The organism is Candidatus Pelagibacter sp. HTCC7211 (genome assembly GCF_000155895.1).
In the GTDB taxonomy this organism is placed as follows: Bacteria; Pseudomonadota; Alphaproteobacteria; order Pelagibacterales; family Pelagibacteraceae; genus Pelagibacter.
This window is the reverse complement of sequence record NZ_DS995298.1, coordinates 1,367,244-1,387,973: the sequence shown is the minus strand read 5'-3', so window position 1 is coordinate 1,387,973 and position 20,730 is coordinate 1,367,244. Positions and strand designations below refer to the sequence as shown.

At 30.9% G+C, this 20,730-nt stretch carries 18 protein-coding genes and 1 other RNA gene; 15 read left to right on the top strand and 4 right to left on the bottom strand.

Features of this window, described 5'->3' with window-relative positions:
• Positions 1–11: 11 nt before the first annotated feature.
• The 3 genes from PB7211_RS07395 to dxs are packed head-to-tail and all read left to right on the top strand — an operon-like array spanning position 12 to position 3,029.
• Complete coding sequence (locus PB7211_RS07395; protein WP_008546100.1) at positions 12–254, top strand: hypothetical protein; 243 nt, start codon at positions 12–14, stop codon at positions 252–254.
• Positions 244–1,116 (top strand): polyprenyl synthetase family protein, encoded by an 873-nt coding sequence (locus tag PB7211_RS07390; protein ID WP_008544493.1) that lies wholly within the window; start codon positions 244–246, stop codon positions 1,114–1,116. The genes PB7211_RS07395 and PB7211_RS07390 overlap by 11 nt, the downstream gene beginning before the upstream one ends.
• The gene (dxs, locus tag PB7211_RS07385; RefSeq protein WP_008545693.1) at positions 1,113–3,029 is read left to right on the top strand and encodes a 1-deoxy-D-xylulose-5-phosphate synthase; all 1,917 of its coding nucleotides are present in this window, start codon (positions 1,113–1,115) and stop codon (positions 3,027–3,029) included. Before PB7211_RS07390 ends, dxs begins: the two co-directional genes overlap by 4 nt.
• Before the next feature lie 2 nt (positions 3,030–3,031).
• Here dxs and aroC read toward each other — a convergent pair whose 3' ends face one another.
• Entirely contained in the window at positions 3,032–4,114 is a 1,083-nt protein-coding gene (gene aroC, locus PB7211_RS07380; RefSeq protein WP_008545364.1) for a chorismate synthase, read from the bottom strand.
• 33 nt (positions 4,115–4,147) lie between these two features.
• Between aroC and pdxH the strand changes: the two genes are divergently transcribed.
• Positions 4,148–4,774 (top strand): pyridoxamine 5'-phosphate oxidase, encoded by a 627-nt coding sequence (pdxH, locus tag PB7211_RS07375; protein WP_008544611.1) that lies wholly within the window; start codon positions 4,148–4,150, stop codon positions 4,772–4,774.
• Here the strand turns inward: pdxH and PB7211_RS07370 are convergent.
• Complete coding sequence (locus PB7211_RS07370) at positions 4,771–5,784, bottom strand: polyprenyl synthetase family protein (protein WP_008545914.1); 1,014 nt, start codon at positions 5,782–5,784, stop codon at positions 4,771–4,773. The genes pdxH and PB7211_RS07370 overlap by 4 nt on opposite strands.
• A 113-nt stretch (positions 5,785–5,897) precedes the next feature.
• Between PB7211_RS07370 and PB7211_RS07365 the strand changes: the two genes are divergently transcribed.
• From PB7211_RS07365 to ppdK, 4 genes are read left to right on the top strand one after another with little or no spacing between them, the layout of a single operon-like run.
• Positions 5,898–6,704, top strand: coding sequence for a S49 family peptidase (locus PB7211_RS07365; protein ID WP_008545854.1), 807 nt, complete (start codon positions 5,898–5,900; stop codon positions 6,702–6,704).
• Complete coding sequence (locus PB7211_RS07360; protein ID WP_034399273.1) at positions 6,694–7,575, top strand: glycine--tRNA ligase subunit alpha; 882 nt, start codon at positions 6,694–6,696, stop codon at positions 7,573–7,575. Before PB7211_RS07365 ends, PB7211_RS07360 begins: the two co-directional genes overlap by 11 nt.
• Positions 7,576–9,642, top strand: a complete 2,067-nt coding sequence (gene glyS / locus PB7211_RS07355; RefSeq protein ID WP_008544905.1) for a glycine--tRNA ligase subunit beta — start codon at positions 7,576–7,578, stop codon at positions 9,640–9,642.
• Positions 9,642–12,299 (top strand): pyruvate, phosphate dikinase, encoded by a 2,658-nt coding sequence (ppdK, locus tag PB7211_RS07350; protein WP_008544220.1) that lies wholly within the window; start codon positions 9,642–9,644, stop codon positions 12,297–12,299. Before glyS ends, ppdK begins: the two co-directional genes overlap by 1 nt.
• A 4-nt stretch (positions 12,300–12,303) precedes the next feature.
• Here ppdK and ssrA read toward each other — a convergent pair.
• Positions 12,304–12,603: a transfer-messenger RNA gene (ssrA, locus tag PB7211_RS07920) on the bottom strand.
• Between the two features lie 4 nt (positions 12,604–12,607).
• Between ssrA and thyX the strand changes: the two genes are divergently transcribed.
• Positions 12,608–13,555 (top strand): FAD-dependent thymidylate synthase, encoded by a 948-nt coding sequence (thyX, locus tag PB7211_RS07345; protein ID WP_008546026.1) that lies wholly within the window; start codon positions 12,608–12,610, stop codon positions 13,553–13,555.
• Here the strand turns inward: thyX and PB7211_RS07340 are convergent.
• Positions 13,536–14,411 (bottom strand): Mrp/NBP35 family ATP-binding protein, encoded by an 876-nt coding sequence (locus PB7211_RS07340; protein ID WP_083780120.1) that lies wholly within the window; start codon positions 14,409–14,411, stop codon positions 13,536–13,538. The genes thyX and PB7211_RS07340 overlap by 20 nt on opposite strands.
• Between PB7211_RS07340 and hflK the strand changes: the two genes are divergently transcribed.
• From hflK to PB7211_RS07310, 6 genes are read left to right on the top strand one after another with little or no spacing between them, the layout of a single operon-like run.
• Positions 14,410–15,513, top strand: coding sequence for an FtsH protease activity modulator HflK (gene hflK / locus PB7211_RS07335; RefSeq protein WP_008544317.1), 1,104 nt, complete (start codon positions 14,410–14,412; stop codon positions 15,511–15,513). The two genes, PB7211_RS07340 and hflK, sit on opposite strands and share 2 nt — an antisense overlap.
• Positions 15,514–16,383 carry a protease modulator HflC gene (gene hflC, locus PB7211_RS07330; protein WP_029454250.1) on the top strand — a complete coding sequence of 290 codons (870 nt, stop codon included), beginning with the start codon at positions 15,514–15,516 and terminating at the stop codon, positions 16,381–16,383. It begins immediately after the preceding gene.
• Between the two features lie 9 nt (positions 16,384–16,392).
• Positions 16,393–16,578 (top strand): DUF2065 domain-containing protein, encoded by a 186-nt coding sequence (locus tag PB7211_RS07325; protein WP_008545508.1) that lies wholly within the window; start codon positions 16,393–16,395, stop codon positions 16,576–16,578.
• Position 16,579: 1 nt separating this feature from the next.
• Positions 16,580–17,998 carry a Do family serine endopeptidase gene (locus PB7211_RS07320; RefSeq protein ID WP_008545627.1) on the top strand — a complete coding sequence of 473 codons (1,419 nt, stop codon included), beginning with the start codon at positions 16,580–16,582 and terminating at the stop codon, positions 17,996–17,998.
• A 2-nt stretch (positions 17,999–18,000) separates the two neighbouring features.
• A complete protein-coding gene (miaA, locus tag PB7211_RS07315; protein WP_008545284.1) occupies positions 18,001–18,912 on the top strand; it encodes a tRNA (adenosine(37)-N6)-dimethylallyltransferase MiaA in 912 nt (303 codons plus the stop codon).
• A gap of 48 nt (positions 18,913–18,960) precedes the next feature.
• A complete protein-coding gene (locus tag PB7211_RS07310) occupies positions 18,961–20,727 on the top strand; it encodes an acetolactate synthase 3 large subunit (protein WP_008545331.1) in 1,767 nt (588 codons plus the stop codon).
• The last annotated feature ends 3 nt before the right edge of the window (positions 20,728–20,730 follow it).

Sequence of the window (20,730 nt, the reverse complement as noted above, 5' to 3'; positions counted from 1 at the left end):
ATAATTATTATATGAAAGATAAAAATTTACCACATGATAATATTTCAAGCTCACTTGAAGAGCTAACAGATGAAGCCAATCAAATAATAGAGTCTTTAGAAAATGAAAAAGATCTTAACAATTCTATAGAAAGCTATCAACAATTGTTAAAATTAAATAAAATCATTGAAAAAGAATTTAATAAAAATTTTAAATCAATAAGTGAAGAAACAAAAAAAAAAATTCAAGCAATAATCAAAAAAAATGATAAATAAACTTAATAAGATTGCAAAAGACACAAATATTTTTCTAAAAGATTTTATCAATAAACAGAAAAATTCTAAATTAATTCTAGCCATGAAGTATGGTTTATTTCCTGGGGGAAAAAAAATTAGATCCAAAATTTTAATCGATATTGGCTCAATGATGTCCATTGATTACAAAACGTTAATAGCAATTGGAGCAGCGGTTGAGTGTATTCATGCATATACACTTATTCATGATGATTTACCATGTATGGATGACGATAAAATTAGAAGAGGAAAGCCATCAACTCATATTAAATTTGGAGAGTCTACTGCAATATTAGCTGGAAATTCTTTACAAACAATGGCATGTGAAATTTTAACAAGCTCCAAGTTAAAGATTGGTGATAAAATTAAAATTGAATTAATAAAAAAATTATCAGAGTGTTCTGGTCATTTAGGAGTAGCTGGAGGTCAGTATTTGGATCTTAGTTATGAAAAAAGAAAAGTATCTAAAAAAAAAATTATTGAGATGGAGATTAAAAAAACTGGAAAATTATTTAGTTTCTGTTGTGTTGCCCCAGCAATAATCAAAAAAAAAGATAATCAAGAAATCAAATTCTTTGAAGATTTAGGCTCTAAAATTGGTCTTTTGTTTCAAATAGCTGATGATTTGATAGATTTTCATGGCAATTCCAAAAGTGCTGGAAAACAAACCGGAAAAGATCAAAAAAAAGGAAAAGCGACACTTATAAGTTTAATGGGATATACTAATGCAGTTAAATACTGTGATAGAATAATAATTGATACTAATAAAACTTTAAAAAAATATGGTTCAAAATCAAAAAATATAAAGGATACATTAGAATATATTTTAAAAAGAGATAGATGACACAAAATTATAAATTTTTAGATAATATTAATTTTCCATCTGATTTAAAAAAAATTTCAGAAAAAGATTTACAAAAAGTTTCCGATGAAGTTAGAAAAGAAATGATCAGTGCAGTTTCTGAAACTGGAGGACACCTTGGTGCTGGTTTAGGTGTTGTTGAGCTGACAGTTGCTCTTCATTATGTTTTTGATACTCCAAATGATAAATTAATATGGGATGTTGGCCATCAATCTTATCCGCATAAAATTATAACAGGTAGAAAAAAAAAAATTAGAACATTAAGACAAGGTAATGGATTATCAGGTTTTACAAAAAGATCAGAAAGTGAGTATGATCCATTTGGTGCAGCACATAGCTCAACTTCTATATCTTCTGCATTAGGAATTGCAGAAGCAAATAAATTAGCAAATAAAACCTCAAATGTAATAGCTGTAATTGGGGATGGTGCAATAAGTGCGGGTATGGCGTATGAGGCTATGAATAATGCGGGAGCATCTAAAACTAAAATGATTGTCATATTAAATGATAACGACATGTCTATTGCTAAACCAGTGGGTGCCATGAGGACCTATTTAGCAAAATTATTTACAGGAAAAATTTATTTTAGTTTTCGAGAAACCTTGAAACTTATTACATCTGCATTCTCAAAGAGATTTAGTGCAAAAGCTGGTAAAGCTGAAGATTTTTTAAGATCAGCAGTTACTGGTGGTACCTTATTTAGCTCATTAGGTTTTTATTACGCTGGTCCTATAGATGGTCATGATTTAAATGATTTAATTCCAATTTTAAAAAACGCAAGAGACTCAAAACACGAAGGCCCAATAATGATACATGTCAAAACACAAAAGGGTAAAGGTTATTCTTATGCGGAAAAGGCCACAGACAACTATCATGGTGTTTCAAAATTTAATGTTGAAACGGGAGAACAGATTAAAAGTATTAGCAATCTTCCAGCTTATACAAAAGTATTCGCTAACACATTAGTGAAACATGCTCAAAAAGACAGTAAAATTGTTGGAATAACAGCTGCGATGCCTGGTGGCACAGGAATGGATATTTTTGGAAAAGAATTTCCAAAAAGAATGTTTGATGTTGGAATTGCAGAACAGCATGCTGTAACTTTTTCAGCAGGTTTAGCTACTGAAGGGTATAAGCCTTATGCGGCAATTTACTCTACTTTTTTACAAAGAGCTTATGATCAAGTCGTTCATGATGTGGCAATTCAAAGTCTGCCAGTAAGATTTGCAATAGATAGAGCAGGATTGGTTGGTGCAGATGGATCTACACATGCAGGCTCATTTGATATCACTTATTTATCAACACTACCAAACTTTATCGTAATGGCTGCAAGTGATGAAGCTGAATTAGTAAAAATGATTAATACATCAGTAGATATAAATGACAAACCTTGTGCTATTAGATATCCAAGAGGAAATGGTGTTGGACTTGAATTACCTTCAATTGACGAAAAAATTGAGATAGGTAAAGGAAGAATTATTCAACAGGGTAAGCAAGCTTGCATTTTAAGTTTGGGAACAAGACTGGAAGAATGTAAATTTGCAGCTGAGGAATTAAAGAGCAAAGGTGTGTCAACAACAATTATTGATGCCAGATTTGCAAAGCCATTGGATCGAGAACTTATTTTAAAGTGTGCTCGAGAACATGAAGTTATGATTACTATTGAAGAAGGATCGATAGGTGGTTTTGGTTCTCATGTTAAGAATCTTTTAGCTGAAACAGGTGTTTTTGACAAAGGATTAAAGTTTCGATCAATGACATTACCAGATAGTTTTATTGACCAAGATACTCCAAAAAATATGTATGAATTAGCAGGCTTGAGCTCATCACAAATCTCAAAAAAAATATTGGATATCTTATTTACAAAAGATTCAATAAAGGTTGTAAAAAATTAGCACTAGCCACATTGTGCTTTGTGCATCAGATAGTGATCTAATAAAACACAATTCATCATTGCTTCTCCAACTGGAACTGCCCTTATTCCAACACATGGGTCATGTCTTCCTCTAACAGAAATAGTAGTATTTTTTCCAAATTTATTAATTGTTTTTCTGCTTGTTAAAATTGATGAAGTTGGTTTTACAGCAAAGGACGCAATAATTTCTTGACCACTAGATATACCACCTAAAATTCCACCAGCATTATTACTATTGAATTTTAATTTTTTACCTGTTTGAGAAATTTCATCTGAATTTTGTTCTCCGCTTAATTGTGCTGAATTCATTCCAGAGCCAATGTTTACTCCTTTAACAGCATTTATACTCATTAAACCTGAAGCAATGTCAGAGTCTAATTTTGAGTAAATTGGAGCACCAAGTCCAGCAGGCACACCTCTTGCTCTTATTTCTATTATTGCCCCACATGAAGATCCAGATTTTCTTACACCTAGTAAATATTTTTCCCAAATTTTTATCATTGATTTGTCAGGACAGAAAAAAGGATTTTTATTAATTATTTTATCGTTCCACTCATTAGTATCACAACCTAATATTCCTAATTGAGTGACAGCGCCAATTACTTCAAATTTTTTTCCAAATTTTTTCTGTAAAACTAATTTTGCAATTGCACCAGCTGCAACCCGTGAAGCAGTTTCTCTAGCAGAAGACCGTCCTCCTCCTCTGTAGTCTCTAATCCCATATTTTTTGAAATAAGTAAGGTCAGCGTGACCTGGTCTAAATTTATCTTTAATATTTCCATAATCTTTTGATCTCATATCTTTATTATAAATAATCATAGATATGGGTGTTCCAGTAGTTTTTCCCTCAAAGACACCAGATAATATTTGAACTTTATCGTCTTCTTTTCTTTGTGTTGTAAATTTAGATTGTCCTGGTTTTCTTTTATCTAATTCTTTTTGAATATCTTGCTCTTTTAAGTAGATATTAGGCGGACACCCATCTACGATACAACCTATTGCTGGGCCATGAGACTCTCCCCATGTAGTAAAACGAAATTGCTTTCCAAATGTATTAAATGACATTATTTATATTATATAGATTATTTTGTTTAAATTATGAATCAAAAAAACTCACTTGGGCTTAATAGTTGTTTTTTAGATCTGAATGATCCAATGCAGTTATTTAAAGTATGGATGGATGAAGCTAAAAAAACAGAGCCTAATGATCCAAATGCAGTTGCGTTAGCAACATCCGATAAGAAAAATTTGCCTTCAGTGAGAATGGTTTTGCTAAAAGATTTTAATGAATATGGATTTGTATTTTATACAAATTTAAATAGTCAAAAAGGTATTGAGTTAAAAGAAAACCCCAATGCATCCATGTGCTTTCATTGGAAAAGTCTTTTAAGACAGGTAAGAATTAGCGGATCGGTATCATCTGTATCTGATAAAGTTGCTGATCAATATTATAATACAAGGGGCTATGAAAGTAGAATAGGAGCTTGGGCTTCCAAACAAAGTAAAGTTTTAAGTAGTAGAGATGAATTAATAAATTCAATAAAGGACTATAAAAAAAAATTTGAAGACCAAAATAATGTCCCAAGACCTTCACACTGGTCTGGTTGGAATTTATCACCTTTAACAATTGAATTTTGGCTTGATGGCGAAAGCAGAATACATGAAAGACTTAAGTATTCAAAAGATAGTAATGGAATTTGGTCACAATCACTTTTAAGTCCTTAGAAATTTCTAGCCAAACTAAAAGATGTTAGATTTTTAAAAATATTTTTTTCTTTTGATTCTTCAAATACTGTTAAAGCATTTGATGCGAGATTAATATAATGCTGAGCTTTTTGATAACATTCTTCAATAATTTTATACTTTTTGATTAAAGAAATTGTTTTTTCAAAATCATCTTTATCCCTTATTTCTTTAATAAAAATTTTCTTTAAATTTTCTTTTTCAATTAAATCCAATTTTTGAAAAAGTAAAATTATTGGTAAAGTAATTTTTCCCTCAAAAAAATCTTGACCAACTGTTTTTCCGAACATTTTAAGTTCTGAATTATAATCAAGTGTATCATCAGCAATTTGAAAAGTAAGTCCAAGATTTCTTCCATAAAATTCTAAAGCATCTTTTTCTTTGTTATCTACATCTGACAATATTGCACCAACTTTTGTTGATGCTGCAAATAACTCAGCTGTTTTTGCTGATATTATTTTTAGATATGTTTCTTCAAGCATATCAACTTCCCCTTTATGCTGAAGTTGTAAAACTTCTCCTTGAGCAATTTTAGACGATGTAGAGGATAATAATTTTAAGACCTCTAAATTTCCATCTTCTACCATCATTTCAAAACATCTACTTAATAAATAATCACCAATTAAAACTGAAGAATGATTACCCCAAATTTCATTCAAAGTTTCTTTGCCTCTTCTAATAATCCCCTCATCAATCACATCATCATGCATCAAGGTTGCGCCATGTATCAACTCAACACAGGCTGCTAAATTTACATCTCTAGATCCTTTTGAATATCCACATAATTTTGCTGAACCGAGTGTTAATAAAGCTCTTAATCTTTTGCCACCAGTTTTGATATGATAATTAGTCATTTTTTGGACTAACTCCACATCACTATTTAGTTTTAATTTTATTTTTTCCTCAGTTAATACAAGTTTATCTTCTACAGATTCTTTAAGCTGAAAATAAGAATCATTTATTTGATTTTTAAGCTGTATTACTGTTCCCATAAATTTATTAAGTTAATATAATTAGGTTTTATATATTACTTATCAATTGACGCACCTTTTTCTTCAATTATAAGTAGCTTTATAATCAATTAATAATTCTATAAGGAATAAAAATGTTCTCTTTTTTTAAAAAGAAAAAGATAGTAGCCCACCTAAAATTGAATGGAGTTATTGGGAATGCTGGAAAATTCAAACAAGGGATTGACTTTGCTGGTCAAGAAGAAGTTATAAAAAAGGCTTTTTCGCTTAAAAAAGCTCACACTGTAGCTATTACAATCAATTCACCTGGAGGGTCACCTGTACAGTCACATTTGATTTATAGTTTTATTAGACAAGAAGCAAAAAAAAATAAAAAAAAGGTTATAGTGTTTGCTGAGGATGTAGCTGCCTCTGGAGGTTATTTAATTTCCTGTGCTGGAGATGAAATTTATGCAAATTCAAGCTCAATAATTGGATCAATAGGAGTAATTTATTCTTCATTTGGCTTTACTGAATTGATAAAAAAAATAGGTGTTGAAAGAAGAGTCCATACTGCAGGAAAAAATAAAAGTACTTTGGATCCATTTCTTGAAGAAAAAAATGAAGATATTGAAAGATTAAAAAAAATCCAAATAGATTTACACAAAGATTTTATTGACGTTGTAGAAAAAAGCAGAGGTCTGAAGCTAGATAAATCTGGAGTTGAACTTTTTTCAGGAGAATTTTGGTCAGGTAGCAAGGCAAAAGATTTAGGATTGATAGATGGAATTGGTAACGCGCATGAAGTTTTAAAAGAAAAATTTGGAGACGATGTAATAATTAAAAAATTTGAAAAAACAAAAGGTTGGTTAAGTCAAAAACTTTCTTCATCAAATAATCAAGTAGATCAATTAGCAAACATTTTGGATGAAAGGTCGATTTGGCAAAGATATGGTTTCTAAAATAAAAAAACCAAAACAAAAAATTCAAACATTTCAAGAATCGATTTTAAATCTTCAAAAATTTTGGAGTAAAAAAGGATGTATTGTCTTGCAACCTTATGACATGGAAGTAGGTGCAGGTACATTTCATCCAGCGACAACGCTTAGATCTCTTGGTTCGAAACCATGGAAAGCAGCTTATGTTCAACCCTCAAGAAGGCCAACAGATGGAAGGTATGGAAATAATCCTAATAGATTACAACATTACTATCAATTTCAAGTTTTAATTAAACCGTCACCAGAAAATATTAAAAAATTATACCTTAATAGCTTGTCAGTTATCGGTATCGATCATAACGAACACGATGTTAGATTTGTTGAAGATGATTGGGAAAGCCCAACTTTAGGTGCGGCTGGTTTAGGGTGGGAAGTTTGGTGTGATGGAATGGAAATAACACAATTTACCTATTTTCAACAGATGGCTGGCTTTGAATGTAAACCTGTTTCAGTTGAAATTACTTATGGATTAGAGAGAATTTGCATGTTCACTCAACAAAAAAAAAATGTTTACGATTTATTATGGAATGATGAGGGAGTAAAGTATCAAGAAGTTTTTCATCAAGCAGAAAAAGAATTTTCAGCATATAATTTTGAGCATGCAAATATTGAAAATTTATTTAAAATATTTGATATGCACGAGATGGAAGCAAAATCTCTTGTTGAAAAAAATATTTCATTACCTGCATACGATCAGTGCTTGAAGGCAAGCCATGTATTTAATATTTTAGATGCCAGAGGTGCTATAAGTGTTGCTCAAAGAGCTGGATATATTGGAAGAATTCGAGATATCACAAAAGCTGCTGCAGGAATTTGGTTAGATAGTCAAAGCTAAATGTCAGAATTTTTCTTAGAGTTATTTAGTGAAGAAATACCTTCATCTCTTCAAAAAAATCTACGAGAAGATTTGTTAGGTAATTTTAATAAATTCTTCAATGATAGATTAATTTCTTTCAAAAAAGGCTCATCTTTTTCTACACCTAATAGATTGATAATTTTGTTTGAGGGCCTGCAAAAACAGGTAGTTTTAAAATCTGAAGAAATAAAAGGGCCTAATATAAATGCTCCCGAAATAGCGTTAGAAGGATTTATAAGATCAAACAATATTTCTAAAAACGATCTTTATAAAAAAACAATAGATAACAAAGAGTTCTATTTTTTTAAAACCAAATTAAAAAGACTTAATACATATGAATTATTAGAGGAATTTATACCCAAAACATTAGAAAAGATTCAATGGAAAAAATCAATGAAATGGGGCAATTATAATTTAAAATGGGGTAGACCATTAAAGTCAATACTCGCTGTTTTTGATAAAAAAAAACTAATTTTTGATTTTCATCATTTAAGCTCTTCAAACACAACTTTTATTGACAAAGAATTTGAGGAAAACAAAAAAATTTTTACTAACTTTAAAGATTACAATAACTTTTTTAAAAAACTTAATATTATTATAAATCAAGAGTTAAGAAAAAATTTGATTGAAAAAAAATTTAACGAAATTTTAACTAAAAAAAATATTAAAATTGAAAAAAACACTAGACTACTTGATGAGGTAGTAGATTTAACAGATCAACCTAATGTATTACTTTGTGAATTTGATAGAAAATTTCTAAATATTCCAAAAGAAATTTTAATAATAACCATGCAAAATCATCAAAAATACTTCCCAACTTTTGATAACAAAGGAAATATTACAAATGAATTTTTGGTTGTAACAAACAAACAAGATAAAAAAGGATTTATTAAATTAGGTAATGAAAGAGTTGTTGAAGCAAGATTAAGTGATGCTGAGTTTTTTTGGTTTAAAGATAAATCTCATAATTTAGTTAAAAAAGTTTCAAAATTAAAATCAATGAATTACTTTAAGGGACTAGGTACATATTTTGATAAAGTACAACGTATGAGAAAACTTGGAGGAATGCTATCAGATGAATTATTGATAAGTAAAGAAAAAGTAGAATTATCAGCTTCAGTTTGTAAAGTTGATTTAGTCTCTGAGCTTGTAGGTGAATTTCCTGAACTTCAAGGTATCATGGGAGGCTATTTTGCTGAGGCTCAAGGGTTTGAAAAAGATGTATCACTTGCAATAAGCGAACAATACTTGCCAATAGGTTCAGACTCAAAAATACCAAAAAAACCATATAGTATTGCATTATCATTAGCTGATAAAATAGACACGCTAGTAGGTTTTTTTGGGATAAATCAAAAGCCAACTAGTTCTAAAGATCCTTATGCTTTAAGAAGATTAGCACTTGGTATTATTAGAATAATTGCCCAAAATAAAAAAGATTTTAAAATTCGAGATTTAATAAGTTATTCATCAAGTTTATATGTCGATCAAGGCTTTGAATTTCAAAATAAATTTTTACAAAAAGATTTATCAGAATTTTTAATGGAAAGGTTAAAGTTTTTCATGAAAGAAGAAAAAATTCGTCATGATATAATTCAAGCGTCAGTAAATTCTTTTAATTTAGATCATATAGTCGTTATTTTTGGAAAGGCTAAGTGCCTAAATAAAATTATTAGAAAACCAAATGGAATAGATTTAATTTCAAGCTATAAGAGAGCTTCGAATATTATCGAAAGTGAAATTAAAAATCAAAAAATTGAGCTATCAAATTCAACTGATCCTGGTATTTTTAAAACAGATTTTGAAAAAAACTTATTCAAAAAAATAAATGAATTAAGTAAGTATTTTAATAGTATCAATAAAGATGAGAATTTTGAGAAATCTTTAACCTATTTAGCTGACTCCAAAAAAGTAGTGTTCGATTTTTTTGACAATGTCATAGTAAATGAAGAGGATACGACTATAAAAAAAAACAGACTGGAACTAATTCAAATGTTATGTAAAACATTTGATAATTATGTTAATTTTTCTCTAATCGATACTCACTAATGAAAAAACTTATTTTAAATTTTAAATCTAAAGATAGTAAAAAAATTAAAAATCCAAAAAACTTTTTAGGTGGCAAAGGAGCAAACCTCTCTGAAATGGGCAAAATGGGCCTTCCAGTGCCTCCTGGATTTACAATTTCGACAAAAGTTTGTGAAATTTTTTATAAAGATAAAAAAAGATTAAGTCAAAATCTAATCAATCAGATAAAAAGAGAGTTACAAATAATTGAAAAAGAAGTTGGAAAAAAATTTGGAGATTTAAAAAATCCATTACTTTTATCTGTGAGATCCGGTGCCAGAGTATCAATGCCTGGGATGATGGATACAATTTTAAACCTTGGCTTAAATGACAAAACTGTAAATGCGTTAGCTTTAAAAACTTCAAATGGTAGGTTTGCTAAAGATAGTTATAGAAGATTCATTCAAATGTATGGCAATGTAGTGATGGGAGTTGAAGGTTATCATTTTGAGGAACTAATTGAAAATTATAAACTTACTAAAGGTGTGCTTTTAGATACTGACCTTGATGAGAGTGATTGGGATGGATTAATTAAAGACTTTAAAAGAACTGTCAAAGACAAAGCTAAAAAAGATTTTCCACAAAATGTTTATGAACAATTACTGGGTGCAATTAGTGCAGTATTTTTGTCATGGGAAAGTAACAGAGCAAAAGTTTACAGAAAATTAAATCAAATTCCAGCTGAGTGGGGAACCGCAGTTAATGTTCAATCAATGGTTTTTGGAAACATGGGAGAAGACTGTGCAACAGGAGTTGTTTTCACTAGAAATCCCTCAAATGGTTTAAATGAAATCTATGGAGAATATTTAATCAATGCACAAGGAGAAGATGTCGTAGCTGGCACAAGAACCCCTCAATACATAACCAAAAAGGAACGAATTAAAGCAAAAGTAAAAGCTCTCTCGATGGAGGAAGTAATGCCGACTGTATATAAACAACTTCATAAAATTTTAAAAAAGTTAGAGAAGCATTATAAAGATATGCAAGACGTTGAATTTACAGTCGAGAATAAAAAATTGTGGATGCTTCAAACAAGATCAGGAAAAAGAACTGCTAAGTCAGCAGTAAAGATAGCAGTCGATATGGTAAAAGAAAAATTAATTTCAAAAAAAGAGGCAGTTTTAAGAATTGATCCTAATTCATTGGATACTTTGCTTCATCCAACATTAGATGAGAAAGACTCAATAAATGTTATTGCTAATGGATTACCAGCATCACCTGGAGCAGCAAGCGGCAAAGTAGTTTTTTCCTCAGAGGAAGCCGAAAGATTAACAGCAATCATGCAAGACACAATTTTAGTAAGAGTAGAAACTTCTCCAGAAGACATACAAGGAATGCATGCGGCTAAAGGGATTTTAACTGCAAGAGGAGGAATGACAAGCCATGCAGCAGTAGTTGCAAGAGGTATGGGGCGTCCGTGTGTTTCAGGTTCTAGTGAAATTGATATCAATTATGAAAATAAAAGTTTTAAAACTTCATCAATGGAAATAAAAGAAGGTGAAATTATTACTATTGATGGCTCAACAGGTAGAATTATTCAGGGAAGAGTAGCAACAGTCAAACCAGAAATTTCAGGAGATTTTTCAAAATTAATGATGTGGGCTGATAATTTTAGAAAATTAAATATTAGAACTAATTCTGAAACTCCAAAGGATACAAAAACAGCTAAAGATTTTGGAGCAGAAGGTATTGGTCTATGTAGAACAGAGCATATGTTTTTTGATGAAGAAAGAATTTTATCTGTGAGAGAAATGATTTTATCAAAAACTATAGAGGATAGATCAATAGCACTGAATAAACTTTTACCTCATCAGAAAAAAGATTTCATAGAAATATTTAAGATTATGAGTAGACTTCCAGTAACTGTTAGATTACTTGACCCTCCACTTCATGAATTTTTACCTCGCACAAATAAAGAAATTAATGAAGTTGCAAATGTCGTGAATTTACCTGTTAAGGAAATTGAAATTAGAATAGAGGAACTGCATGAACAAAATCCTATGTTGGGTCATAGAGGGTGTAGACTTGGTATATCTTTTCCAGAAATATATGAAATGCAGTGCAGAGCTATTTTTGAAGCTTTAGCAGAACTACAAAAAAAAAAAATAAAGTCAGCCTTTCCAGAAATAATGATTCCTTTAGTTTCTACAGAAGCAGAAATAAAGATTATGAAAGATTTAGTAATTAAAGTAGCTAGCGAAGTCCAAAAACAACACAAAGTAAAAATTAAATTTATGGTTGGAACAATGATTGAATTACCAAGAGCTGCTATTAAAGCAAAAGAAATTGCTAAACATGCTGAATTTTTTAGCTTTGGAACGAATGATTTAACTCAAACAACATTTGGTATTAGCAGAGATGATAGTGGAAAATTTCTAAATGATTATATTGAAAATAAAATATTTTCAATTGATCCCTTTGTATCAATAGATGAAGGTGTTGCAGATTTAGTTGAGATTGCAGTTGAAAAAGGAAAAATCCAAAATAAAAAACTTAAATTAGGAATTTGTGGTGAACATGGTGGAGATCCAAAAAGTATTGAATTTTGCTCTAATGCTGGATTAAATTATGTTTCTTGTTCGCCTTATAGAGTTCCAATTGCAAGATTAGCTGCAGCACAAGCAGAATTAAAAAAATAAATTGATTAGGGGCGTTCTGTTGCCAGGTGCCCCGGACCCCGTCTACTTAATTAACAAAGTTAATTAGGCAGCAAGTGCGTAACTTTCGTTAGCAATTATAAATTAGCCCGTCACGGTGGAACAATCCCGAACGAAAGAATAGCCTTTAGTCATCCGTCGAATCTAGTTCACCCCCATAAGTTGTAGTGGTGGAGGTGGTGGGTACTGCCCCCACGTCCGCAATGGTTATTACGAAATTCGTTTATCGTCGTAGTTGGAAAACCAACATTATTAATATAAAAGGAATTACAATAGATTCAATAACAATCATGAAATTAACAAAAGAACAAGCAGCAGAAATTAAAAATCAACAGTCTCAGAGCAATCAAACTAAAAGAGTTACTGCCCCCGAACTTGAAAATATACTTTATGAGGCAATTCCAGCTTTAGACCATGGATTTGTAAGAGTAATTGATTATATGGGTGATGATACATCAATTGTTCAATCTGCAAGAGTTTCTTACGGAAAAGGGACTAAGCAAGTGTCTACTGATAAAGGTTTAATTAAATACTTAATGAGACATTGGCATAGCACTCCATTTGAAATGTGTGAAATTAAATATCATATAAAATTACCAATATTTATTGCACGACAATGGATTAGACACAGAACTGCAAACGTAAATGAATACTCCGCAAGATATTCAATTTTAGATAAAGAATTTTATCTACCATCTGCTGATAATTTAGCAGCCCAATCAACTAGTAATCGTCAAGGTAGAGGAGATGTTTTGGAAGGCGAACAAGCTAAAGAGGTTTTAGAGCTTTTAAAGAATGATGCCGAAAGATCATATGATAATTATGAAATAATGTTGAATGAAAGATTTGATGGTTCAACAATTGATGAAAATAAAAAAGGTTTAGCAAGAGAACTTGCTAGAATGAATTTAACTTTAAATACTTATACACAGTGGTACTGGAAAACTGATCTATTAAATTTAATGAATTTTTTAAGACTTAGAGCTGATAGTCACGCTCAGTATGAGATAAGAGTATATGCTGACATAATGTTTGATACAGTTAAAAAATGGGTTCCAATTACTTATGATGCATTTATGGATTATAGAGTGGGTGGTACGGAAGTTTCTGCAAAAGGAAAAGTAATTATTCAAAAACTTATTAAAGGCGAAAATGTAGATGTTGATAGTTCAGGACTTTCTAAAAGAGAGTGGAATGAGTTAATGATTGCTTTTGATTTTAAAGATAAGTTGATTTAATTCTATTAGCAAAATCTAAATAAATTTTTGAAATTTCATGTTCAGGATTAGCTTCTACAATAGGCTTACCTTTATCTCCACTTTTTCCGACTTCAGGGTTGATGGGGATTTCACCTAAAAATTCTTTTTGAAATTCTTCAGCTGTTTTTTTTACTCCACCCTCACCAAAAATTTTATATTTTTTACCATCATCTCCAGTAAAAAAACTCATATTATCGACTAAACCTAAAATTTTTACTCCAAGTTTATCAAACATTTTAATTCCTCTTTTAACATCTAATAAAGCTACTTCTTGAGGAGTAGAGACTATTATTGCTCCATCCATTTTAATTTCTTGTGAAAAAGTTAATTGTGTATCTCCAGTTCCTGGAGGCATATCAACAATAATAAAATCTAAATCTTTCCAGTTCACTTTTTGAGTGAAAGTTTTAATAGCACTTGTTACCATTGGGCCACGCCATATCATTGGAGTTTGCTGATCAGCTAAAAATCCAATTGACATACATTGAATTTCATATTTTGTAATTGGATCAAGTTTTTGACCATCACTTTTTGGTTTTTCATTTATATCAAACATTTTTGGAATCGATGGTCCGTAAATATCAGCATCCAATAATCCAACTTTACAACCAACTTGTTTTAAAGCTAATGCAAGATTCGTTGCAAATGTAGATTTACCAACTCCTCCTTTTGCGCTTGAAATTGCTATTGTAAATTTAGTCCCTAGTATTGGATTTTTAGTAAATTTTTTAGGCTGCAGCTTACTTTTCATTGCGTCACTTAGTTCTGGCTTTTTATCAGTCATATTTTTATCATTACTTGTTTTTTCCAATAAAGACACTATATACTTTGGCATGTCAGACGATTTTAAAGGAAGAGGTGGAAGTCCATGGGGATCACCCCCAGGTGGAGGAGGAAATGGTTCAGGTAGAGGACCAAAACCACCAGACATAGATGCGATAATCAGAGATATTCAAAATAAAATTAATAAATTTTTACCTGGAGGAAGTAAATCAGGTGGAAAACCAATTGGATTAATCTTGCTTATTTTACTTTTTGTGTGGCTTGCAAGCGGATTATATAGAGTGCTGCCAGATGAACAGGGCGTAGTTTTAAGATTTGGAAAATTTGTAAAAACAACTCAACCAGGACTTAACTACCATATTCCGTTTCCAGTAGAGACAGTTGAAACTCCAAAAGTTACAAAAGTAAATAGAATGGATATTGGTTTTAGATCTGAGAGAGAAAGTGGTTTTTCTACAGGTGGTGGAGTTGCAGATGTGCCACAAGAAAGTCTAATGCTAACAGGTGATGAAAATATTGTGAACATCGACTTTTCAGTATTTTGGGTAATTAAAGATGCAGGAAAATTTTTATTTGAAATTCAAGACCCTGAAGGAACTGTAAAAGCTGCAGCAGAAACAGCCATGAGGGAAGTAATTGCTAAAAGTGATATTCAGCCTATTTTAACTGAAGGAAGAGCAAAAATAGAGTTAGAAACTCAAGAGATTATTCAATCAATTTTAGATGAATACCAAAGTGGTATTCAAGTTACACAAGTTCAAACTCAAAAAGCTGATCCACCAGATCAGGTTATTGATGCATTTAGAGATGTACAAGCTGCAAGAGCGGATATGGAAAGGTCAAAAAACGAAGCTGAAGCATATGCAAATGATGTGATCCCAAGAGCTAGAGGGGAAGCACAAAAAATTTTACAAGCAGCTGAAGCCTATAAAAACCAAGTGGTTGCAAAAGCAGAAGGTGAAGCTAGCAGATTTATCTCAATTTATGATGAGTATGCAAAAGCAAAAGAAGTAACTCAAGAAAGAATGTATCTAGAGACAATGGAAAAAGTTTTAGCTGATATTGAAAAAGTAATTATTGAAAAAAATGCTGGATCAGGAGTTGTACCATATCTTCCATTACCAGAATTAAATAAAAAGAAAGCGACTAATTAAATGAAAGCACAAAAAATATTATTACCAATAATTGCTGTCTTAGGAGCCTTAGTTTTCTTTTCAGTTTTTATAATTAAAGAAGTTAACCAAGCAATTGTTCTTCAGTTTGGTGACCCTAAAAGAATTATAGTAGAACCCGGTCTAAATTTTAAAATCCCGTTTATTCAAAACGTAGTTTATTTAGATAAAAGAATTTTAAATTTAGATACACCACCTGAAGAGGTAATTGCATCAGATCAAAAAAGATTAATTGTTGATGCATTTGCAAGATTTAAAATTGTAGATCCATTAAAATTTTATATTTCGGTTGGAAATGAAAGAGTTGCAAGATCAAGATTATCAACAATTATAAACTCAAGAATTAGAAATGTTCTTGGTCAACAAGAGCTACAAACGCTTCTATCGAAAGATAGAACTAAACAAATGACTCTGATCCAAGAAGGTGTAAATACTGAAGCTAAAAACTTTGGAATTGAAATTGTTGATGTAAGAATTAAAAGAGCAGACCTTCCACAAGCAAACAGTGATGCAATTTATAGACGAATGCAGACTGAAAGGGAGAGAGAAGCTAAAGAATTTAGAGCAAGAGGAGCAGAGATGGCTGTAACTATCACATCGACTGCTGATAAAGAAGTAACAGTGATTTTAGCAGATGCGCAAAAGAAATCTGAGATTATGAAAGGGGAAGGTGATGGTGAAAGAAATAAAATATTTGCTGACGCCTTTGGAAGAGACGCGGAGTTTTTTGCATTTTATAGAGCGATGCAAGCGTATGAAACAGCTTTAATTGGTGGAGAGACATCTTTAATTTTGTCTCCTGATAGTGAATTTTTTAAGTTTTTTGGAAATATAAAACCTAAATCAGAATAACTTACTTTTATGAAGGAATTGATCATAGCATTTGGTCTATTTCTTTTTATTGAAGGAATTCTGTATGCCATATTTCCATCAAAAATGAAAAGTATGTTAAAAAAATTGGAACTTGTAAGTGATAGTCAATTAAGATCTGGTGGACTGGTATTTGCAATAATAGGATTTATAATTATTTATTATATTAAAAATTAGTATGAAAAAATTTAAATTTTTACTTTTAACAATATTTTTTACTTTTAGTGTTTCAACATTATCAAATTCAAAATCGGTACCAGCGTCCTTTGCTGATCTTGCTGAAAGATTGATGCCATCAGTTGTAAATATTTCAACTACACAAACTGTTGTAACGAGTACAAATCCATTTCCATTTCAATTCCCTCCAGGCTCTCCTTTTGAAGATATGTTTAAAGAATTTGGAACTCCTCAAGAGAGAAAATCATCAGCACTTGGTTCAGGCTTTATAATTGATGCAAAGGGAATAGTTGTAACAAATAATCACGTAATTCAAGATGCTGAGGATATAATTGTTAGAGTAAACGGTGACGAAGAATATAAAGCAAAAGTTGTGGGTGCTGATCCATTATCAGATATTGCAGTTCTACAATTAGAAACAAAAGATAAATTTACACCCGTTGCATTTGGGGACTCAGATAAAGCAAGAATAGGCGATTGGGTTATTGCTATTGGAAATCCATTTGGATTAGGTGGAACGGTTACTTCAGGAATTATTTCAGCAAGAAATAGATCAATAGGATTATCAAGATATGAAGATTACATCCAAACAGATGCTTCAATTAATTCTGGAAATTCAGGTGGTCCATTATTTGACATGAATGGCGATGTGATTGGAATTAACACAGCAATATTAGGTAGAAATGGATCGATTGGAATAGGTTTTTCAATACCAGCAAACAGTGCAAAGATTGTAATTGATCAATTAATAGAATTTGGAGAAACAAAAAGAGGATGGCTTGGAGTTAGAATTCAAGATGTAACAGCAGAAATAGCAGAGGTTGAAAAATTAAATGAACCAAGAGGAGCATTAGTTGCAAGTGTTGCAGAAAATAGTCCATCTGAAAAAGCAGGAATTAAAGCAGGAGATATAATTTTAGAATTTAACGGTGTAAAAATAAATCAAATGAAAGAATTACCAGCAATTGTTGCAAAAACAAAAGTTGGAAAAAATGTAAAAGTTAAAATTTGGAGAAACCAAAGAGAATTAACAAAAAATGTCTTGTTAGGGAGATTAGAAACTTCTGATGATTTTAAGGTTAGTGATAAGAAAAAAGAACCAGTTGAAAAACAAACTTCAGAAATAGATAATCTAAAAATAACAGTTAGGTTATTAACTAGTGAAGACATTAAAACTCGAAAACTACCCAATCAAATTAAAGGATTAGTAGTAACAAAAATTGAGAATGATAGTCCTTTAAAAAATACTACCTTAGCAGTTAATCACATCATTACTGAAGCTCAAAAGAAAAAGATTAGATCAATTGATGATTTGAAGAAAGTTGTACAACAAGTTATAAACTCAAATCAAAATACAATTTTATTAGCAACATATAATAACCAAAATCAAAGAAGATATCTTGGAGTTAAACTGAAATAATAATGGATTTTAAATCCAAGATTATTTTAATTTCAGGACCAACAGCTTCAGGTAAATCCCATTTTGCTATAAAACTTGCAAAAAAAATTCAAGGTGAAATTATAAATGCGGATAGCATGCAAGTTTATAAACAACTTAAAGTTTTATCCGCAAGACCAAATCCAAAAAACTATCAAAAAATAAAACATCATCTTTATGGCTTTCATGATGTGAAAAAAAATTTTTCAACAGGTGATTGGTTAAAACTTTCTATAAAACAAATAAAAGATATTAAAAAAAGAAAAAAAGTACCCATTTTAGTTGGTGGAACAGGATTATATTTCAAATCGTTAACTGATGGTTTGGTTAAGATACCAAATATTCCAATTCAATTTAGAAATAAAATAAGGAAATTACATAAAGATTTAGGTCAAAAGAAATTTTATCAGAAGCTTTTGAAGCTAGACCCAAATTATAAAAAAAATATTAATCCAACTGACGCTCACAGATCAATCAGAGCTTACGAGGTAAAGTTATTTACAAAAAAATCTCTTCATGAATGGTTTGAAAGCACTAAATCTGATTTCATGGATGAAGAATTTTACAAAATTTACATTGATTATCCTCGACAAGATTTAATTAAGAGGATTGCTACTAGAACAGATGAAATGCTTAAAAGCGGTGCAATACCTGAAGTAAAAAGATTTATTAAACTTAATGTTAAAAAAGATAAGAGCGTCAATAAAGCTATTGGCATAGGTGAAATAAAAGAATTTTTAAGAAACAAAAAAAAATTAAGTGACATAAGTGAAAAAATATCAATAAAAACTAGACAATACGCTAAAAGACAAAGTACCTGGGCTAGAGGCAACATGAAGAGTTGGTTAAAATTAATGCCAGAAGACTTAAATAAGTTTCTAAAAAAAATTAAATAATTCATTCTAAAACTTGACCAATCAGTACAACTTCAGCTAGATTGCGTAATGCCAAAATTATATACAGGAGCAGAGATTGTTTTTAAGTGCCTTGAAGATCAAAAGGTGGAACATATTTTTGGTTATCCTGGTGGAGCAGTGCTCCCTATATATGATGAACTAAAAAATCACTCTTCAATCAAACATATTTTAGTAAGACATGAACAAGGTGCTGGCCATGCAGCAGAGGGTTATGCAAGATCATCAGGTAAACCAGGTGTTGTTCTTGTAACATCAGGCCCAGGTGCAACAAACGTTGTTACAGCACTTACGGATGCATACATGGACTCAGTTCCTCTAGTTTGTATTTCAGGTCAGGTACCAACTCATTTGATTGGAACTGATGCATTTCAAGAATGTGATACCACTGGAATAACACGACCATGCACTAAGCATAATTGGTTAGTTAAAGATATTAACGATTTATCCAATGTTATGCATGAAGCATTTAAAGTTGCTACTACTGGGAGACCAGGACCAGTATTAATTGATATTCCAAAAGATATTCAGTTTGCAAAAGCAAAATATAAAAAACCAAAAATAGAAAAAAAATTAAATGGTAAAATTCAAAATAAATTTTCTCAAAACGATATCGAAGAATTAATAAAATTATTTAGTAAAGCTAAGAAACCAGTAATATATTCTGGTGGAGGTGTTATCAACTCTGGTCCAAAGGCAAGTGAAGCCCTAAGAGAATTAGCTAGTTTAACTGGGTTTCCAATAACTTCTACTCTACAAGGCCTTGGAGCTTTTCCCGGTGATGACAATCAATTTTTAGGTATGCTTGGAATGCACGGTACTTACGAAGCAAACAATGCTATGCATGATTGTGATTTATTAATAAACATTGGAGCAAGATTTGATGATCGTATCACAGGAAAAATTGATGAGTTTTCACCAAAATCTAAAAAAGTTCATATTGATATAGACCCATCATCAATTAATAAAATTATTAAAGTTGATCTTGCTATTGTCGGAGATGTTTCAAGTGTTTTAAATAGAATAAATAAAACAATAGTTAAAAGTAAAAATGGAAATGGTAAATCAAATAAATCAAATATTGCAAAATGGTGGGAACAGATAGAAAAATGGAGAAAAAAAGACTCCCTTAATTTTATTAATAGTGATGAAACTATTAAACCACAGTATGCAGTTCAAAGACTTTATGAATTAACTAAAAATAAAGACACTTATGTGACAACAGAAGTTGGTCAACATCAAATGTGGGCCGCTCAACATTATAAGTTTAACAAACCAAATAGATGGATGACATCTGGAGGTTTAGGCACAATGGGATACGGATTGCCAGCTGCTGTTGGTGTTCAAATCGCTCATCCAGAAAAATTAGTAGTTGATATTGCTGGAGAGGCATCAGTTTTGATGACTATGCAAGAAATGTCTACCGCTATTCAGTATAATTTACCCATAAAGATTTTTATTCTAAATAATCAGTATATGGGAATGGTAAGACAGTGGCAGGAGCTTTTACATGAAAAAAATTATTCAGAGAGTTATTCAGAGGCTTTGCCAGATTTTATGAAAATGGCAGAAGCTTATGGATGCAAAGGTATTAAAGCAGTTAATCCTTTAGATCTAGATGAAAAAATTCAGGAAATGATTGATTATGATGGTCCAGTAATTTTTGATTGTCATGTTGATCCAAATGAGAATTGTTTCCCAATGATCCCATCAGGTAAACCACATAATCAAATGATCTTAGGTCCTAATGATCAAGAAGAAAACAAAATCAAAGGAAAAGGCAAAGCCTTAGTTTAATAA

Coding starts and splice junctions, on each gene's coding strand:
- PB7211_RS07395 (WP_008546100.1), top strand. CDS start 12: ATGAAAGATAAAAATTTACCACATGATAATATTTCAAGCTCACTTGAA.
- PB7211_RS07390 (WP_008544493.1), top strand. CDS start 244: ATGATAAATAAACTTAATAAGATTGCAAAAGACACAAATATTTTTCTA.
- dxs (WP_008545693.1), top strand. CDS start 1,113: ATGACACAAAATTATAAATTTTTAGATAATATTAATTTTCCATCTGAT.
- aroC (WP_008545364.1), bottom strand. CDS start 4,114: ATGTCATTTAATACATTTGGAAAGCAATTTCGTTTTACTACATGGGGA.
- pdxH (WP_008544611.1), top strand. CDS start 4,148: ATGAATCAAAAAAACTCACTTGGGCTTAATAGTTGTTTTTTAGATCTG.
- PB7211_RS07370 (WP_008545914.1), bottom strand. CDS start 5,784: ATGGGAACAGTAATACAGCTTAAAAATCAAATAAATGATTCTTATTTT.
- PB7211_RS07365 (WP_008545854.1), top strand. CDS start 5,898: ATGTTCTCTTTTTTTAAAAAGAAAAAGATAGTAGCCCACCTAAAATTG.
- PB7211_RS07360 (WP_034399273.1), top strand. CDS start 6,694: ATGGTTTCTAAAATAAAAAAACCAAAACAAAAAATTCAAACATTTCAA.
- glyS (WP_008544905.1), top strand. CDS start 7,576: ATGTCAGAATTTTTCTTAGAGTTATTTAGTGAAGAAATACCTTCATCT.
- ppdK (WP_008544220.1), top strand. CDS start 9,642: ATGAAAAAACTTATTTTAAATTTTAAATCTAAAGATAGTAAAAAAATT.
- thyX (WP_008546026.1), top strand. CDS start 12,608: ATGAAATTAACAAAAGAACAAGCAGCAGAAATTAAAAATCAACAGTCT.
- hflK (WP_008544317.1), top strand. CDS start 14,410: ATGTCAGACGATTTTAAAGGAAGAGGTGGAAGTCCATGGGGATCACCC.
- PB7211_RS07340 (WP_083780120.1), bottom strand. CDS start 14,411: ATGCCAAAGTATATAGTGTCTTTATTGGAAAAAACAAGTAATGATAAA.
- hflC (WP_029454250.1), top strand. CDS start 15,514: ATGAAAGCACAAAAAATATTATTACCAATAATTGCTGTCTTAGGAGCC.
- PB7211_RS07325 (WP_008545508.1), top strand. CDS start 16,393: ATGAAGGAATTGATCATAGCATTTGGTCTATTTCTTTTTATTGAAGGA.
- PB7211_RS07320 (WP_008545627.1), top strand. CDS start 16,580: ATGAAAAAATTTAAATTTTTACTTTTAACAATATTTTTTACTTTTAGT.
- miaA (WP_008545284.1), top strand. CDS start 18,001: ATGGATTTTAAATCCAAGATTATTTTAATTTCAGGACCAACAGCTTCA.
- PB7211_RS07310 (WP_008545331.1), top strand. CDS start 18,961: ATGCCAAAATTATATACAGGAGCAGAGATTGTTTTTAAGTGCCTTGAA.